Source organism: Celerinatantimonas diazotrophica, assembly GCF_004339545.1.
Classification (GTDB): domain Bacteria; phylum Pseudomonadota; class Gammaproteobacteria; order Enterobacterales; family Celerinatantimonadaceae; genus Celerinatantimonas; species Celerinatantimonas diazotrophica.
Window position 1 is genome coordinate 276,141 of the sequence record NZ_SMGD01000012.1, and the last position, 16,830, is coordinate 292,970.

15 protein-coding genes and 1 pseudogene are annotated in these 16,830 nt (G+C 42.7%); 6 read left to right on the forward strand and 10 right to left on the reverse strand.

Annotation, left to right across the window (positions count from 1 at the left end; genetic code table 11):
* Positions 1–446 precede the first annotated feature (446 nt).
* Both EV690_RS07530 and EV690_RS18715 read left to right on the forward strand, forming a co-directional pair.
* Positions 447–1,457, forward strand: coding sequence for a substrate-binding domain-containing protein (locus tag EV690_RS07530; RefSeq protein ID WP_131912382.1), 1,011 nt, complete (start codon positions 447–449; stop codon positions 1,455–1,457).
* Positions 1,458–1,781: 324 nt separating this feature from the next.
* A pseudogene (locus EV690_RS18715) lies at positions 1,782–2,240 on the forward strand (sodium:solute symporter family transporter).
* A gap of 241 nt (positions 2,241–2,481) precedes the next feature.
* Here the strand turns inward: EV690_RS18715 and EV690_RS07540 are convergent.
* The 3 genes from EV690_RS07540 to purH all read right to left on the reverse strand — a co-directional run bounded on the left by EV690_RS07540 (position 2,482) and on the right by purH (position 5,876).
* The gene (locus EV690_RS07540) at positions 2,482–2,673 is read right to left on the reverse strand and encodes a PA3496 family putative envelope integrity protein (protein ID WP_131912383.1); all 192 of its coding nucleotides are present in this window, start codon (positions 2,671–2,673) and stop codon (positions 2,482–2,484) included.
* Between the two features lie 264 nt (positions 2,674–2,937).
* Positions 2,938–4,239, reverse strand: coding sequence for a phosphoribosylamine--glycine ligase (gene purD, locus EV690_RS07545; protein ID WP_131912384.1), 1,302 nt, complete (start codon positions 4,237–4,239; stop codon positions 2,938–2,940).
* A gap of 44 nt (positions 4,240–4,283) precedes the next feature.
* Entirely contained in the window at positions 4,284–5,876 is a 1,593-nt protein-coding gene (gene purH / locus EV690_RS07550; RefSeq protein ID WP_131912385.1) for a bifunctional phosphoribosylaminoimidazolecarboxamide formyltransferase/IMP cyclohydrolase, read from the reverse strand.
* A gap of 230 nt (positions 5,877–6,106) precedes the next feature.
* On the opposite strand from purH, the gene zntR reads away from it, so the two are divergent.
* Entirely contained in the window at positions 6,107–6,556 is a 450-nt protein-coding gene (gene zntR / locus EV690_RS07555) for a Zn(2+)-responsive transcriptional regulator (RefSeq protein ID WP_131912386.1), read from the forward strand.
* On the opposite strand, the gene EV690_RS07560 is transcribed toward zntR, so the two are convergent.
* The 5 genes from EV690_RS07560 to manX all read right to left on the reverse strand — a co-directional run bounded on the left by EV690_RS07560 (position 6,543) and on the right by manX (position 10,309).
* Positions 6,543–6,968, reverse strand: a complete 426-nt coding sequence (locus EV690_RS07560; RefSeq protein ID WP_131912387.1) for an META domain-containing protein — start codon at positions 6,966–6,968, stop codon at positions 6,543–6,545. The genes zntR and EV690_RS07560 overlap by 14 nt on opposite strands.
* Before the next feature lie 117 nt (positions 6,969–7,085).
* A complete protein-coding gene (locus tag EV690_RS07565) occupies positions 7,086–7,580 on the reverse strand; it encodes a DUF986 family protein (RefSeq protein ID WP_131912388.1) in 495 nt (164 codons plus the stop codon).
* A gap of 65 nt (positions 7,581–7,645) precedes the next feature.
* Positions 7,646–8,488, reverse strand: coding sequence for a PTS mannose transporter subunit IID (locus EV690_RS07570; RefSeq protein WP_131912389.1), 843 nt, complete (start codon positions 8,486–8,488; stop codon positions 7,646–7,648).
* Between the two features lie 15 nt (positions 8,489–8,503).
* The gene (locus EV690_RS07575; RefSeq protein ID WP_131912390.1) at positions 8,504–9,304 is read right to left on the reverse strand and encodes a PTS mannose/fructose/sorbose transporter subunit IIC; all 801 of its coding nucleotides are present in this window, start codon (positions 9,302–9,304) and stop codon (positions 8,504–8,506) included.
* A gap of 48 nt (positions 9,305–9,352) precedes the next feature.
* Entirely contained in the window at positions 9,353–10,309 is a 957-nt protein-coding gene (gene manX, locus EV690_RS07580; RefSeq protein WP_131912391.1) for a PTS mannose transporter subunit IIAB, read from the reverse strand.
* 620 nt (positions 10,310–10,929) lie between these two features.
* On the opposite strand from manX, the gene EV690_RS07585 reads away from it, so the two are divergent.
* Complete coding sequence (locus tag EV690_RS07585) at positions 10,930–12,096, forward strand: phospholipase D-like domain-containing protein (RefSeq protein WP_165872692.1); 1,167 nt, start codon at positions 10,930–10,932, stop codon at positions 12,094–12,096.
* On the opposite strand, the gene EV690_RS07590 is transcribed toward EV690_RS07585, so the two are convergent.
* The gene (locus EV690_RS07590) at positions 12,054–12,551 is read right to left on the reverse strand and encodes an NUDIX hydrolase (protein WP_131912393.1); all 498 of its coding nucleotides are present in this window, start codon (positions 12,549–12,551) and stop codon (positions 12,054–12,056) included. The two genes, EV690_RS07585 and EV690_RS07590, sit on opposite strands and share 43 nt — an antisense overlap.
* Before the next feature lie 1,174 nt (positions 12,552–13,725).
* Here EV690_RS07590 and EV690_RS07595 point away from each other — a divergent pair.
* Complete coding sequence (locus EV690_RS07595) at positions 13,726–14,331, forward strand: YrbL family protein (RefSeq protein WP_131912394.1); 606 nt, start codon at positions 13,726–13,728, stop codon at positions 14,329–14,331.
* A 240-nt stretch (positions 14,332–14,571) separates the two neighbouring features.
* Here the strand turns inward: EV690_RS07595 and EV690_RS07600 are convergent, their stop codons facing one another.
* Positions 14,572–15,498, reverse strand: a complete 927-nt coding sequence (locus EV690_RS07600) for a ketopantoate reductase family protein (RefSeq protein ID WP_131912395.1) — start codon at positions 15,496–15,498, stop codon at positions 14,572–14,574.
* A 486-nt stretch (positions 15,499–15,984) separates the two neighbouring features.
* Between EV690_RS07600 and EV690_RS07605 the strand changes: the two genes are divergently transcribed.
* Positions 15,985–16,749, forward strand: coding sequence for an alpha/beta fold hydrolase (locus EV690_RS07605; RefSeq protein WP_131912396.1), 765 nt, complete (start codon positions 15,985–15,987; stop codon positions 16,747–16,749).
* Positions 16,750–16,830: the final 81 nt, after the last annotated feature.

Here is a 16,830-nt window from a genome sequence, read left to right on the forward strand (position 1 = left end):
TTATCGGTTCAAATCATCAACCGTAGCCAAATCACCTACTCAAGAAGGGAAGTGGGATAAGTTGTGCAACGCAATTATCTGAATCTGAGCAGAAAGGACGTGATTAAACGGGATGGAAAAATTCAAAAACTGGATGTCTTTGAATATGCCCAACGCTTATTTGTACTCATCTAAACCCTATGCGTTCAGATGAGGGAGCTGCGTTTACGCTCTAATATTGTTAAAAAGCCATGCTTATCAACAGACTATTGATTTACTACGACAGACTAACGTGACCGAGTTTATATAAACCGCAAAATTTTTCTGATGATTTTTGTAAACGTTACCATACATCAGATACTATTAATGAATATGGCCTCTACTTGCTAAGTCTGAGTTTTTAAGGAATCTTGGTGATGCAGAGGTGATACATGACAGCTGAATTCAAAGTGTTATAGAAGGACAGTATGGCAACAATTAAAGATGTGGCTCGGATTGCTGGTGTTTCTGTTGCAACAGTTTCACGAGTGATTAATGGCTCACCCAAAGCGGGTAAAGAGTCGCAGACCAAAGTTAAAGAGGCGATGGTGCAGTTACGTTACCAGCCTAATGCCAGTGCGCGAGCGCTCGCGCATCAGGATTCAGAAATGCTTGGATTAGTCGTTTCTGATGTTTCCGATCCTTTTTTTGGCAATATGGTTAAAGCTGCCGATCAGGTTGCGATAGAAAATAATAAATTTCTTTTGACCGCCAATGGATACCATTGTGCGGAACGTGAACAACGGATCATTGAGCAGATGCAACGGCACCGCTGTCATGCCTTGGTTGTGCACGCTAAGATGTTAAGCGATGAACAATTGGGGGAATATTTTGAGCAGATTCCTGGCATGGTGGTTATTAACCGGATGGTAGAGAAGTATGCCCACCGTTGTTTAGCTTTGGATGATCACTATGGCGCATGGCTTTCGACGAATCATCTGCTGAGCCAAGGACATCGGCGTATTGCCTTTTTGTGCTCTAATCATGCCATTTCAGATGCAGATGATCGTCTAAATGGCTATCGTGATGCGCTGGCAGATTTCGGGATTGAGTTTGATGAGACTCTGGTTGGTTATGGTTCTCCCGATCACGTTGGCGGAGAGCAAGCGATGACCGAGCTGTTAAATATGGGAACTCCTTTTTCAGCGATTATCTGTTACAACGATCCCATGGCTGCGGGAGCGTTAGCAATTGCCTATGATAATGGTATTCGGGTCCCGGAGCAGTTGTCTATTGTCGGGTTTGATGATGTGCTGATTGCTCGTTATGTTCATCCTCGCTTAACGACGATTCGCTACCCGATGGTGCAAATGGTTCAAAAAGCCGCGAGTTTAGCGATTCGACTCTCGCAGGGTGAACAAACGGCTCAAGGCTCTGGGATCTATAAACCCACTTTGATCCGCCGTCACTCAGTTTCTCGCTACTTAATCGAGCCTTAATATTTTTTCATTTTTGTGAAGTTCTTCTCGTTTCTTTGGGCTAAAAAGTTAAACGTGACGCATCTCTCAGAACCTTAGTATGTAATCGTTTACATTTCTTATTTTTAATAAATGAATGGTTAATTATATATTGGCTATTCCACTTCCTTGGAACCAATTGAGCAGAGGGGTTATATGAATACAAGTAGTTTGGGGCTGCACACCTTGGACTATGTGATATTGGCTATTTATGTCGTAGTGATTGTCAGATTAGGATTGTGGGTCTCCTGAAACAACGGTGCTCAAACTAAAGGGACGAAAGACTATTTCTTAGCGGGTAGAGCATTGCCATGGTGGGCGATTGGTGCTTCATTAATTGCTGCAAATATATCGGCTGAACAGTCCATTGGTCTGTCGGGGTCTGGATTTGCGATAGGGCTGGCTATTGCTTCATATGAATGGATGTCAGCACTCACACTGATTTTGGTTGGTCAATACTTTCTGCCAATCTTTATTAAAAGACAGATTTATACTATTCCTGAGTTTGTGAAAAAACGTTATAACCGGCAGCTCAAGTCCATTTTGGCTATCTTTTGGCCGGCGTTATATATCTTTCTTTGTCAACTTTACTGCAGTTGTACCTGGGTGGGCTAGCATATACAGGCTATATTAGGGATTCCACTGAGTTATACCATTGCGGGTTTGGCTTTGTTTGCGGTTGTCTATTCTCTTTATGGTGGTTTAGCGGCAGTGGCATGGACTGATGTGGTTCACAGGTGCTTGTTCCGGGGATTGCAGCATTAGCCGCAGCAATTGTGTCATCATTGGCTTCGATGCTGAACTAAACAGCAACAATCTTTACGATGGATTGATATAAACCCTATATCAATCCGCGAGCCAGTGAAGGGAAGTTAGTTAATGTTGGTCGTATGACTGCGCTTGTTTCTGGTAATCGATGGTTCTAACCAAATTATAAAAGAAAGGCCCGCTATAAAAAGCGAGCCTTATTGATCTTTTATGGCTTCTAAGCCGTAGAGTTTAATTATTAATCGTCATATCCCTCACGCAAATATTCCCGCAGCTGTTTCTGCTCCAGGTAATCTTCAATACCACGGCGCGCTTGCCCTTTTGAGCGACCGCGGTGGTCTTGATGACTTTTACGAGCATGTTTACGGTCATCATTCTCGTCCATCCAGTCTTCATCATCATCAAATTGAGGGCGATTAGATCGTTTCATTCCCTATCACTCCAAACCAATCAAGTAGGTCATGGGCTACTTGTGGGATGAGTACAAGCGGCCCAGTTATAACGTGAGAGATGCTCACGTGATAAGCTCATAGTCGCAGTAGTCGCGGGGGGAGTAAAGAAGAAAAAAAGGATTTTTTAGGCTATTTTCTTCTAAGAATAACGACATTTTTATTAAAAAGTTTTAATTAAAATGTGTTTTATCAAAATAAATTAAAGAAGAAAAACTGGCCTCGAATGGGCCAGTTTGGGGCTCTTAACTATTTTCTCGAGCGATCGCCCGATAAGCAATATCAGTACGGTAATAACACTGATCCCAATGAATGGTTTCGACTTGAGTATAGGCTTTGTGTTGAGCGTCTTTGACTGAATCCCCTAGCGCTGTGACACATAAAACTCGGCCACCATTGGTTACCGTTTGATGCTGTTCATTGAACTGGGTTCCGGCGTGGAAGACTTTACTTTCGACATCTTCCCCGGGGGCTGCAAGTTCTGGAAGACCGCTAATGACATCCCCTTTATTGTAAGGTCCAGGATAACCTCCTGCAGCTATCACCACACCCACTGCGGGTTGGTGGGCAAACTTAGCTTCGACCTGATCTAAGGTTTTTGCCAATGCCGCCTGACATAATTCGACCAGGTCCGATTGTAAACGCATCATAATTGGTTGCGTTTCTGGATCACCAAATCGACAGTTATATTCAATGACCTTTGGCTCGCCAGTGTCTGAGATCATTAATCCGGCATATAAAAACCCGGTATATGGATGACCTTCGCTGGCCATCGCTTTGACTGTCGGCCAAATGACTTCATCCATAATCCGTTGATAAACTGCAGCGGTGACTACCGGGGCAGGTGAATAAGCGCCCATCCCTCCCGTATTCGGGCCGCTATCACCATCTCCGACGCGCTTATGGTCCTGACTCGTTGCCATGGGCAGAACATGCTCGCCATCAACCATTACGATAAAACTGGCTTCTTCCCCTTCAAGAAATTCTTCAATGACGACTCGGGAACCAGCGTCACCGAAACGATTCCCCGAGAGCATATCGCGAATGGCTTCTTCTGCTTCGTCTTCACTCATGGCGACGACAACGCCTTTGCCAGCGGCCAATCCATCCGCTTTAATAACAATGGGGGCGCCTTGCTGATGTAAATATGCTAGGGCTGGTTCTACTTCACTGAAGGTTTGATACGCGGCACTGGGAATATTGTGCCGGGCTAGAAAGTCTTTAGTGAAAGCCTTCGAACCTTCTAATTGTGCGGCGGCTTGAGTTGGGCCAAAAATCGCTTGTCCAGCGGCTTGAAATTTATCAACTACACCGATTACAAGTGGTGCTTCTGGACCGACAATCGTTAGGTCGACTTGGTTGTTTTGGGCAAAATCAAGTAGCTCATCAATAGCATCTACTGTAATGGCAACATTGGTCACTTTGGGCTCTTGAGCGGTACCGGCATTGCCGGGAGCGACAAAAATCTGAGAGACCTTGGCTGATTGTGCAACTTTCCAAGCCAGTGCATGTTCGCGGCCACCGCCGCCAATGATTAAAACGTTCATAGTGCTCCTAATGGCTGAGCGTGTCAGGCTCAGCCATGCGTCAATTAATGGAAAAAGTGGCGCATTCCGGTAAAGACCATGGCGATGTCATGCTCATCTGCGGCAGCGATGACTTCTTCATCTCGAATAGAGCCACCTGGCTGGATCACACAGGTCACCCCAGCTTCTGCTGCAGCGTCAATGCCATCACGGAATGGGAAGAAAGCATCCGAAGCCATCACGCTTCCTGCAACTTCTAACCCTTCATCATGCGCTTTAATTCCCGCGATTTTAGCGCTATAAACGCGACTCATCTGGCCAGCACCGACGCCAATCGTCATATGATCCTTGGCGTAGACAATCGCATTTGATTTCACAAATTTAGCAACCTTCCAGCAAAATATCGCATCATTGAGTTCTTGTTCGGTGGGCGAACGTTTGGTGACGACTTTCAGGGCATCTTTAGACACCATGCCTGTATCACGGTCTTGAACTAATAGGCCACCATTGACTCGTTTTAACTGGTAGCCTTGTGCTTTATCTTGCCAAACGCCAGCTTCTAACAGACGGACATTCTTTTTAGCCGCCACAATTTGTCTGGCATCACTGCTCACGCTAGGGGCGATAATCACCTCGACAAACTGACGACTGATAATGGCCTCGGCTGTATCAGCATCTAATTCACGGTTAAAGGCAATAATGCCACCGAATGATGATGTTGGATCGGTTGAAAAGGCGCGTTGATATGCGGTTAAAATATCATCGGCGATGGCAACGCCACAAGGATTTGCGTGTTTGACAATCACACAAGCCGGTTCTGCAAATTCTTTGACGCATTCAAGGGCCGAGTCAGTATCGGCAATATTGTTGTAAGAGAGCGCCTTACCTTGTAACTGCTTGGCACTGGCAACTGAGCCGGCTGGTGTATCGTTTTCGACATAGAATGCAGCTTGTTGATGGCTATTTTCACCATAACGCATGTCTTGTTTTTTCTGGAACTGGAAGTTGATGGTGCGGGGAAATTTCGATGTCGGATCGTTCTCTTCGGGTTTGCCATAGCTTGGAACCATGGTGCCGAAGTAGTTGGCGATCATGCCATCATAAGCTGCTGTATGTTCAAATGCCGCGACTGCCAAATCAAAGCGGGTTTGTTCATTTAGCGAATTATTATTGGCAATCATCTCTTCTAAAACGCGCTGATAGTCACTGTTGTTTACCACGATTGCAACATCTTTGTGGTTCTTCGCTGCACTTCGAACCATGGTCGGTCCGCCAATATCGATGTTTTCAATTGCATCTTCTAGTGAGCAATCCGGTTTGGCAACGGTTTGTGCAAATGGGTAGAGGTTCACAACGACCATGTCGATGGGATCGATTTGATGCTGATGCATGATGTCATCATCGATCCCGCGGCGTCCGAGGATCCCACCATGAATTTTTGGGTGGAGTGTTTTCACGCGGCCATCCATCATTTCTGGGTGGCCTGTGTAATCAGAAACATCAACGACGGCGATGCCATTGTCGCTGAGTAACTTACAGGTGCCTCCGGTTGATAAAATTTCGATATCGCGCTCACTTAAGGCACGAGCAAAATCCACAATACCGGTTTTGTCGGAAACGCTAATTAGCGCACGTCGAATTGGTCGAGCGTTTTCCATTGCGAGTGTATTCCTCTAATTGTTTTTAATTGAGGGCAGGGGGGACTGCCTATATCACTTCCTAATGGTAACCGAAAACACAGGGTAAAGGCGATCATCAGTAAAAAAAATCCGAGCTTCATTGCTAACTAATTTGTCTTCGAGGGTTGACTTTGGAGTCTCGTTTAAGCTTTATACTTAGATTATATTGATGATTTATCGCTTAGAGGTAAATTGGCCAAGGAGCAACTATGTATCAGATCGGTGAATTAGCCAAACTCTGTGAGATAAGCACAGAAACGATTCGTTTTTACGAAAAAGAGGGGTTGCTGAAAGAGCCCTCTCGAGCCGCGAATGGTTATCGACTTTATAGCGATCAAGATTTGGGGCGACTGCGATTTATATTGCGAGGAAAAAATGCAGGCTTATCCAACTCAGATATGTTGGAAATGGTGTCAATACGAGAAAATCGTCAACAGTTATCCTGTCGAGATGTTCGTCAGGTTGTGGATAATAAACTAGCCATTGTTCGCAAACAGATCCAAGAGCTTAAAAGTTTTGAATACTCTTTATCTGATCTCAGTCAGACCTGTTGTGGTGGTGATGAAAGTGCGACGCATTGTGCTATTTTAGAAACGTTAGATGACATTCTCGGCGAGCGTCATGTTGAACACCACCACCATGATGTTAGTTCGTCTTAACCGATCTTTTTTGCTTAATAAACATCACGTTGCCGTCGCTAGTATAGAAAGCACCATTATCCAAAATGAGTCCTTGTTTAATGGCTGCGATGTAGCGTTTGACCATATATTCGCGACCGCTAACACAGTCTTTGATTGGGCGTTCAACGAGAGGGGTTGCTAGAGTAATTCGATTGCCTGAGATTTGCATCACGCCTGCGAGCCGATGACATCCCCCATGGCCGTATAGTGCTAATGAGCGGCCAGCTTTGACGAGCTTAAATTCAACAAATTCTCTGGCATCGTAAGGTGATGTTGCTTTCCAGTTCGTTTGATCCAATTGGCTCGGATTAAGCGGTGGCGGATATCCATTGCAGCCGGCTAAGAGCGTGGCAGCGGCAAAAGATAAGTTAATTAAACTTACAATGCGCATATCGTCCCTGCATAAATTATTTGTCGTTAAGCTACCAGTTGAACTGGCTATTTATTCAGTGTAACTGACATAGATATAAAATAAAGCAGTTTGTCGGTATGTTGGGAGACTCAATCGCTATTTAGCAGGTTTTTCCGTGAGCGTCGGAGTTTGGCCCTGAGCTGGGGAAAATAACGCAGTAATTTTGTCTAAATCATCAATTCTGTGTAGTTCTACCGGAATGTTTCCGGTGTTTAAACCAAAGACCAACACGCCATCTTCACTCAGTTTCATGGTTTTAATGCGGTTGTAGGCAATAAAAGCATTAGCAAAGAAAAAACCTTCAGGCTTAAACAGCATTTTAGGAGGGCGAATATAAGCTAAGTAAATCGCAACAAATGCAATAGTCGTAAGTAAATAGGTGGTAAAAGTTGTGCCACCTGTGGTGATATTCTGATAGATCAAGATACCAATTAAGGCAACAAAAATAAGACAATCAAGACGGGTTTTTCGTAGTAGTTGGACGCGTAACAGGGTTTCTCCTCGGCGTCTGGGCATGATGAACTCATCATAAATAGCATAAGCAAGCATTAACACAATACAACCTAACAACACCCAATCTGTTAATGACATAAACCCCTCACGAGTCCTTTATTGATTATTTACCAGGGCATGAGCCCCGGTAAATAAAGTACCTATTATAAACCTAATAGGCCAATCCAGTAACCAAAGATCCCAATGACAAAGAATCCTAAGATGATCACCAGTGGGTTGACGTTTTTACGCATCAGCCACATACAACCTAAGGTCAGTAGCAATGGTACCAGACCTGGCATCAACTGGTCCAAAATAGACTGAACCGTTGTAACATGGGTCTGACCAGCCTGGTTCGTGACTTTTGACACCACTAGCGGAATATTAACATGGGTCCACTTGTTGACCAGCGCCCCCATGACAAAGAGCCCCAGAATCGATGCCCCCTCGGTCAGTTTTTGCAAAAAGCCGCCACTGACGTCCTGAACAATTGCTACCCCTTTCTGATAACCATAAGCAACCCCGTAATAGCGAACTAACAGGCGGCACAGGTTAAACAAGACGAAGAACAAAACAGGGCCTAAGAGACTGCCACTCATGGCAATACCGGCACCCAATGCACCAAATACTGGCCGCATTGTTCCCCAGAATACTGGGTCACCCACACCGGCAAATGGCCCCATCAACCCAACTTTAATCCCGTTGATAGCTGCATCATCGATTTCTTTAGCACCGTTGGCGCGCTGTTCTTCCATCGCCAGTGTGACACCTAAGATAGGGGCCGCAACATAAGGATGAGTATTAAAAAATTCAAGGTGACGACGAACCGCTTTTTTGCGTTCTTCGTTATTTTCTGGATAAAGCCGGCGAATCATTGGCACAACGGAGAAACAAAATCCTAGTGCCTGCATCCGTTCAAAGTTCCAGGAACCCTGGAATAGGTTTGAACGCAGAAATACCCCGATAATATCCGATTTGGTAATTTTTTTCTGTTGATTATCAACCATGATCCAATGCTCCTGTTAATCCAATTCGTTATCTAAATCTTCGCCACCCTGACTTTGAACAACTTGTCCAGGGATACGGTTATATTTAGGGTGTAGCTGAATATATACGATAGCCATAACCACGCCCAAAACACCCAGAGCAACTAGGTTGAAGTTGGTGAATGCAGCGACTACAAATCCTAGATAGAAAAATGGCATGAGGTAACCGGCGCGCATCATGTTGATGACCATGCCATAACCAACAACAACGATCATACCGCCTGCAATGGTTAAACCATTGGTGACCACTTCTGGAATTGCATCCAACATGGCGTGAACACTTTCAGTTCCCACCGTGACCGCAACAATTGTTGCTGGGATTGCGATACGCATTGCTTGTAAAATCAGAGCACCACAGTGCAACCAACTAATGGCGCTTAAGTTGCCATTATCGGCAGCTTTATCGGCAGCGTGTTGGAAGCCCACAGTGATGGTACGGACGATAATTGTTAGAACCTGACCCGCTGCTGCCAGAGGGATAGCTAGTGCGATACCGGCACCTATACTTTGCCCACCAGCGATGACCAGAATGGTTGAAATGACTGAGGCAAGTGCTGCATCTGGTGCAACCGCGGCCCCAATATTCATCCAACCTAGTGCAATCATCTGCAAGGTACCACCAATGATAATCCCGGTTTTCATATCCCCCAGAACTAACCCGATCAAGGTACAGGCAACGAGTGGTTGGTGAAACTGAAATTCGTCTAGAATCGAGCTAAACCCGGCTAGACAGGCGACAATAAATACTAAAACAATTTGTAATGTGGTGATTTCCATGAAATCTCTCCTTAGACAAGGAACATAAACCCTTATGAATGGCAGCGATTAGACGACTTTTTTGATAAGTTCCATCATCTTCAACTTGCTATCAGTTGCGACTTTACGTACCTCTAGCTCAATTCCTTTTTTATCTAATTCTTTAAAGGATTCGATATCTTTTGCATCAACAGAAACGGCGTTGTTTACTTGCGTTTTCCCCGTTTTAAATGCCATCCCACCGATGTTAATCGACGGAATTTCAACGCCATCATTCACCAGTGCAAGGACGTCTGTTGGATTGGTAAACAGCAACATGACTTTGTCGTGAGCATATTTAGGGTTGTTGTAAACACGAACCGCTTTTGCAACATCCACCACATGAGCGGTTACTCCTGGCGGAGCAACTTGTTTTAACAAGGTTGCACGCACTGTATCTTGGGCTACTTCATCACTGACGACGATAATTCGGTTAACGCCTGTTTCTTTTGTCCAGCGAGTGGCAACCTGACCATGGATGAGTCGGTCATCGATACGCGCTAACCCAATTTTCATATGTCCACCTGGACCTGCGGGAGCAGCGGGTGCTGCTTTTGGGGCAGGTTTAGGCGCTGGAGCTTGTTTCTCTAGTTTCGTTTTAAAGGCTTTGACTCCACCGCTGCCTGCTTCCAGAGCGACTTCAATCAACTCTTTTAGTGAAGGGTCGTCATCACGAGTCATGAATGTTTCCGTTAACATTGGAACGTTAACGCCAGTGATGACATCATAATCGTCGTGTTCGTTGGCAAGGCGCGTTGCGGCGTTAAACGGACTGCCTCCCCAGGTATCCACTAAGAATAAGACGCCTTTCTCAGTATTTAACTCGGACAGACATCCTTTATATTTTTCTACCAGTGTTTCGGCATTCTCACCGGGCTTGAACTCGATGAAGGCCACGTTTTGCTGATCGCCAATTAACATTTCTGCATTACGCAGAAGAGGTTCGGCGGCTGCGCCATGAGTGCCGATAATGATCGCTATACTCACGCTTATTCCCTCATATATTTGATGGTCCTAAAAATAGTAAACTTGCCAAAAATTCTTGAATCCGTTTGGTGTTCATTCTGGTTGGTTCACTACCTTTGCTCGTTGCTTTATTACAATAGCGATTGTGGACAATAAAAAATGTGACTGTTGGCATTTATTGAGATAACAATAAGTTGCCGTAAAAACCTTCTTAATTTTAAGAAGAGCCTGATATGACACGGGTTTAGAATGTTTTTTATTCGATATGAAATGTTGCTGTTACAATTTGTTACAAAGGGAGAGATTGAAATGAAATGCAATTTATATAGCTATTTTCTACATATTGCTTATCGATTAACTTAAATCTGTGGCTAATTATAACATGCCTAAGTGGAGCTAAACTGAAATTTAGCTACATTTTCGTTACATCTACATTTGCTGCAACATGTTGATAGTTCAAGAGTCCATACCACTTCTTTTCAACACGGCTCATCATGGCAGAAGCCATACAATATCGTAAGAACTTGTTATATAAGCAACATTAGTCGAATATGGTTTGTATCATCACGCGAATTTGTCATAATCATTTTCTATATTGACTCTAATCACTTAGATATTAATAGCAGATGTATGAGGTTGTCATGAAACAAGGCTCTGACTTTCAGCTCATTTATACGCAACCTATTGAAACATCACTTTTACAAACACAGGTTTTGGAGCCCGTGGCGTTTTTTTGTGAGCTATTTGAGAGTGCCAAGTACCAGATTGATATTGCGCAATTTTATCTGAATTGTCAGCCCCAAAGCCAGTTTGGCCAAGTTATCGATGCTTTGGTGCGCGCTAGCCAACGAGGCGTTACGATTCGCATCCTGCTTGCCAAGCAAGGTCTGGCACTTTCAACACGGCACACGCTAGCTCAATTGGCCGGACTGCGGTCAGTTCAGATTCAATATATTGATTATCAGTCGATCAGCGGTGGGATCATGCACGCTAAATATGTCATTGTAGATGGACAAAAAGCGACACTGGGCAGCCATAACTTTGATTGGCGAGCGATGTGCCATATCCATGAATTGAGTTTGCTCATTTGTCATAAGCGTATAGTCGCACAGCTTCAAACTATTTTTGATTTTGACTGGCATGCACAGCATCTTCAGGCTCAAAATATTCCCATCTTAGCCTTGAATTACCATCGTATTTCTCCTGGCAATTTTAGTAGAGCAACGCTACTTGCTAGTCCGAATGCGTATAATCCGCCAACGATTGGTGATTCGCAATTGGCGCTGGTACAACTGCTTGATCGGGCACAGACTCATATTCGTATTATGGTGATGAAATATTTGCCACTGGCGCAGCCTTCATTAACGCATCGCGTATTTTATCCGACAATTGATGATGCTTTACGCAGAGCAGCGCTACGGGGGGTTAAGGTCGAGTTATTAGTATCGAACTGGTATCGCGGTGAAAGTGAACTTCAGTATGTTAAAAGTCTTGCTATTCTGTCTAATATCACCATTAAAATCATTACTATCCCACAGCCTTCCCAATCGTTTATCGCTTATGCTCGTGTGTTACATTCTAAAGCAATGAGTATTGATGCAAAACTTGCCTGGATTGGTACAAGTAATTGGGAAGGTGGGTATTTGGACTTTTCACGCAATGTAGAACTGGTTGTGCCGTTCCCTTCACTTGCTGAACAGATCGAAACTATCCATCAGCAGCTTTGGCACAGTGATTATGCTGCCCCCATCGATTTAAATCACCGTTATTTATCTGTCGACCCGGGGGCTGACTCCTGTTCAATTTGATATTCGGCTCCCGCAAGTGGGAGAGGGTGCATCAATCGCGTCATTAAAAAACTGGGCTTTAAGTTATAGCTGCCTAAATCTTCGATAGCAACCCAGCGAAAGACAACATCAACTTCTTGTTCAATACCATTAAAATCGTGTTCAGGAATAAATTCAGGGGGAGAGAGCAGATTGACCTGAAAATAAGTAGAAAGTTCGTGGTAATGAACTCCCTTAAAGGTGAAAAAGTTTTCAACATAAAAACACAGTGGTCCAACATCATTTTCCCAACCGAGTTCTTCGCGCACTTCACGATGGATGGTTGATTGAGAATCTTCAAATAATTCGACTCGACCGCCAGGCAGCGACCAAAAATCATCATCAGCTTCGCGTTGAATGAGTAGATGTTCACGCTCAATCATGATCGCAGCTGCGCGAAAGTTAAATTTATTTTGTCCAAACTGATAACTAATCATAAGGTTGCCGACAAACTGTTAAATAATAAATGGTTCAAGGTGATTAGTATGACTTTTACCATGAGTTTATTAAATTATAAATGATTCGAACAGCCTAAAAACAAAATAGAGTCGCTAAATGGACAAAACGGGTGATTGTCAGCTCTATCCTCGAGGGAAAACCACGCAGTTTTTATACTCTTAGTGAGACAAGAGGCCGTTTTTTATAACTGAATTGTTAATCGATCTTCTACAAATCACATAAAATAAGACCTTTGCTAAAGATAGATGCTATTCAGTGTCAAATTATTGCCTAGGTAAACTGAGCCGTTATGGCTGATGCCATGGACTTTAAAGGTTATTTCATTACTGCTGCAATCAGTTGTTCATCGAACTATTTGATAGCTTTTAAGGTTGTAAACAATCGAACTAGCTAGGCGCTGTCGTCTGTGATGAAATTGTGCGTGCTTGCAAGCGAGATGATAAACATAACCGTTTCTAAAATAGTAATTGCCTGATCCCTATCGTTATCATCTCCAATGAATAAGGGGCTACATTTCATACTGTTGAGCACATTGCAGAGCAGCTGTCCGCGGCTATTGAAAGGATAAATTGATAAGATTGTAACAAGACTCACTGTTTAGGAATGGTGGTAATCATGCCCTACAGGTACGTAATCAGGGAATATTTCCCAATATATACAGCATATATAGCAAAATCAGAGCAAGGCTTTAGATCCTTTTCCCGCTCATCAAAAGAACGTTGAGGCCAAGTCATTCCACAAATAATAGCAAACGGAACAACCTCAAAATATTTTTTTGCTTTTTAGCCTAAAGCACGAAATAGATCACGTAATGTACATGATAGAAAAGATGGTGAGCAAAGCAGAATATTATACGATAAATTGGGGATAATTAAATGTGATCTTGATAGCTATTATTAATATGAAAATAAGTCATTATTAAATGTTAAATTGTCACACAGCATAGCTGGTTGGTGGTTTCGTAAGCAGGCTTGCTGTGAGAATGTTACTGCTTGACTTAATTAACTTTTTTTATAAAAATATGACAAAATCATGAATAGTTGATGAAGATTGTTGATGTCCATTGAACGGTTTCAATGTCTAATAAAATAAATTAAATCAACAAGTTAAAATATTTAATAAGTAACAAGCTATAGGGACGCAGTAGAAGTTATGGTTAATCTAGATCCAGATTCTCTGATTGGCGAGGGGAATAATCGCTATTGTTATGCTCACCCGACTGATTTTGATAAAGTTATTAAAATAAAGAAGAATCGAAAGAAGCGAGATGATCCTAATTTATTAGAGTATATTTATTTAAAAAAAATATTCTCTAATGATTTTCGACATATGATACATATTGCTCCATGTTTTGGCTGGGTTGATACATCCGAAGGGACTGGATTAATGTTTCAACGAATTTATAATTATGATTCCAGTGCTTCTAAATCTTTATTTGAAGTTATTCAGAACAAGTTATTACCTAAATCGGTATTAGATCAACTCATCGTAGATTTAAGAACATTTGTATTTAAAGAGCATATCTTATTTTACGATGCTAACTGTAGTAATGTTCTTGTTCAGGAAGTTTCTAAAAACCATTATAGATTAGTTATTATTGATGGTATTGGGGCCCGTAAGAATGGATTCAAATACTGGTTTCGTCGTCATTTCTCTCACATAAGCATGATGAAAGTGCATGAGGAGTGGGATAGTTTTATGCAGGAGTATAGCTCAGTGTTCGCTGATGTTCATGAGGTCGCCTGTTCATTAGGTTAATTGAATATTTTCACTTATACATTTTCAATAGCTCCTCATTCATGATGAGTTATTTTATTAATTACGCCTAATTAAAGATATAAATTGTTTTTTAATGTTGAGTCAATCAATGATTTTGACCTTATCCATCTAATTTTGTCATTATTTTATAAAGGGATTAAGGCAATCCATCACTGATGGCAAAATACTTTTTAGGGGTAGGAAGTGAGCTTGGCTGCGCCACTGACTTATGCTTCTTTTTTAGTCATAAAGATCGTAGGCACCTTCAATGGCATGAATTAAGGCGACAATGAGTGTGTTATATGGTGTTGGAACGCCATATTGTTTAGCCTGCTCGACAATAGCGCCATTGATCGCATCAATTTCCATTTTCACCCGTCGTTTGCGATCCTGATACATGGAGGAATAACCATCCTCTGCTTTGATACAGACATCTTTAACCATTTCGAGTGCTTCGCGGCGATCAAAATAAGTGCCGTCGGCTTCTGCAACTTCAATTGCTTCGTAGATGAGCCTTTTGGCAAAATCCCATGCGCTGTCATTTTTTATCATATAGCCTATCGGGGTCATAGTGATGGCTGTAAATGTATTGACTGACAAATTAACCAGCAACTTACTCCAAATAATGCGCTGAATATCATTAGCGACGTTGATCTCAAATCCTGCTTGAGTTAGTAGGTCCGATACCTTGGTCATCAGAGGCGTCGCTTCGTAATTACTACCAATATTTGTGACACCACTTCCTGAGTGGTTAATACAGCCATTACCAAGATTGACGACATTGTGCTTACTGGTTCCGATAATGATGTTTTCAGGGGCAATATATTGGGATATTTTCCGGTCATTGCCTGCACCATTTTGCAGTGTCATGACGATGGTTGAAGGTTTAAACAAATGGTGGTTTTGTGCTAAAGCGTGCTCGGTATAGGTCGATTTCACAAAGATAATGATTAGATCAACCACCTGAGGACATTGTCCTGACAAATAAGCGACAACATTTGGATAATTCTGTTGTCGGCCATCTTCTTCGCTTACAGTGATGCCGTGGTTATTTATTGCATTTACCTGCTCGGGTAAAGCATCGATCATATAAACATCGTGAGATTGACTTAAATAGGCCCCATACAGGCATCCCATTGCACCTGCACCAATGACTGCAATTTTCATGTTTTCTCCAAGTCTGAGATGAATGCCTAGGGACTGTTGACCTTTGGTGGTTGAATTTTGTTCAAATTAAACGCATTTTGAACGCGGCGCACCCTGCGTCGCTTAATGAGTGAAGCAAGCAGGGAGCAACAAAGTTCAGGATGCGTTTAAATGAACCCCAAGGGCAGTATCTGAGAGGAATTTATCCAGCGTTAAACGTTCTTTGTGGAGAATAACTACACGGCACAACGTTTGCCTTGCCTAAATCCCTCTCAGATTTCTGCAAAACTAATCACGAAAGGTCAACAGTCCCTAGCCATATTCGCAATGAGTCGGCTGCAATAGCTGAGAGGCATTATACTGAGACATTATCGGCTCTAAAACAAGGTTAGAAATGCTTAAATCAGCGTTGAGTAGCTCGCTTCTCATTTACTTTATATAACTGTATATAAAAACAGTATTTATGCTATTATTCACCGAGTAATATGCGGAACTTGGATTTGGAAAATGCAAGAGTTTAAACTCGATAATCATGTAGTGCTGCGATATCACGATCTTCCCGGTGACGAAATCCCCATTATTTTTATTCACGGGATAGGTTGTGCTTCTTCATTTGATTATCCACAAGTTGTGTCTATGAGTGGGTTGGCCAACCATAGACGTATCTTGGTTGATTTGATCGGTTCTGGTTTTAGCGACAAGCCAACGACCTCATTTGATTATTCGATTTCTAATCATGCAAAATATCTTGAAGAATTCGTTAATCATTTATCTGTCAACCAATGGATTATTTTTGGTCATAGTATGGGAGGGGCGGTCGCTATTGAATTTGCTCATCGAGTACAGGATAAAGTTCAAGCGCTCATTTTGAGTGAAGCTAATCTCGATTCTGGTGGGGGATTCTTTAGTCAGAAAATTGCGAGTTATAGTGAATCTGATTTTATAAAATTTGGCTATTCCGAGTTGCTCCAAGAGTGCCTTTTAAGTGGTAATACTCAGTGGGCTGCCAGTATATCCAACAGCTTACCTATGGCGATCCATCGCAATGCAATTTCTTTGATCAAAGGTTGCAATCCAAGTTGGCGTCAAATTTACTATTCGTTAGATACTGCCAAAACATACATTTATGGCAGTCACAGCTTACCGGATCCGGATTTTTCGGAATTGATGAACCATCGCATTCGCGTTGAAGTTGTTGCTGATGCAGGACATTCAATGGCATGGGAAAACCCAGAAAAATTAGCGTTAGCCATTAAGCGCTCTATTGGTTAGATAAACACCTGTTGCTCGTGCATGTCTTGCGTTGTTTGGATTTCTCGATAATGAAGATGACAGAGTAAGATTTACGCTGAT

Excerpts from the sequence above, each read along its gene's own strand:
- EV690_RS07595 (WP_131912394.1), top strand. The coding sequence starts at position 13,726 with ATGGTTAATCTAGATCCAGATTCTCTGATTGGCGAGGGGAATAATCGC.
- EV690_RS07565 (WP_131912388.1), bottom strand. The coding sequence starts at position 7,580 with ATGTCATTAACAGATTGGGTGTTGTTAGGTTGTATTGTGTTAATGCTT.
- zntR (WP_131912386.1), top strand. The coding sequence starts at position 6,107 with ATGTATCAGATCGGTGAATTAGCCAAACTCTGTGAGATAAGCACAGAA.
- EV690_RS07570 (WP_131912389.1), bottom strand. The coding sequence starts at position 8,488 with ATGGTTGATAATCAACAGAAAAAAATTACCAAATCGGATATTATCGGG.
- EV690_RS07585 (WP_165872692.1), top strand. The coding sequence starts at position 10,930 with ATGAAACAAGGCTCTGACTTTCAGCTCATTTATACGCAACCTATTGAA.
- EV690_RS07600 (WP_131912395.1), bottom strand. The coding sequence starts at position 15,498 with ATGAAAATTGCAGTCATTGGTGCAGGTGCAATGGGATGCCTGTATGGG.
- EV690_RS07575 (WP_131912390.1), bottom strand. The coding sequence starts at position 9,304 with ATGGAAATCACCACATTACAAATTGTTTTAGTATTTATTGTCGCCTGT.
- EV690_RS07560 (WP_131912387.1), bottom strand. The coding sequence starts at position 6,968 with ATGCGCATTGTAAGTTTAATTAACTTATCTTTTGCCGCTGCCACGCTC.
- purD (WP_131912384.1), bottom strand. The coding sequence starts at position 4,239 with ATGAACGTTTTAATCATTGGCGGCGGTGGCCGCGAACATGCACTGGCT.
- EV690_RS07590 (WP_131912393.1), bottom strand. The coding sequence starts at position 12,551 with ATGATTAGTTATCAGTTTGGACAAAATAAATTTAACTTTCGCGCAGCT.
- EV690_RS07605 (WP_131912396.1), top strand. The coding sequence starts at position 15,985 with ATGCAAGAGTTTAAACTCGATAATCATGTAGTGCTGCGATATCACGAT.
- purH (WP_131912385.1), bottom strand. The coding sequence starts at position 5,876 with ATGGAAAACGCTCGACCAATTCGACGTGCGCTAATTAGCGTTTCCGAC.
- EV690_RS07530 (WP_131912382.1), top strand. The coding sequence starts at position 447 with ATGGCAACAATTAAAGATGTGGCTCGGATTGCTGGTGTTTCTGTTGCA.
- EV690_RS07540 (WP_131912383.1), bottom strand. The coding sequence starts at position 2,673 with ATGAAACGATCTAATCGCCCTCAATTTGATGATGATGAAGACTGGATG.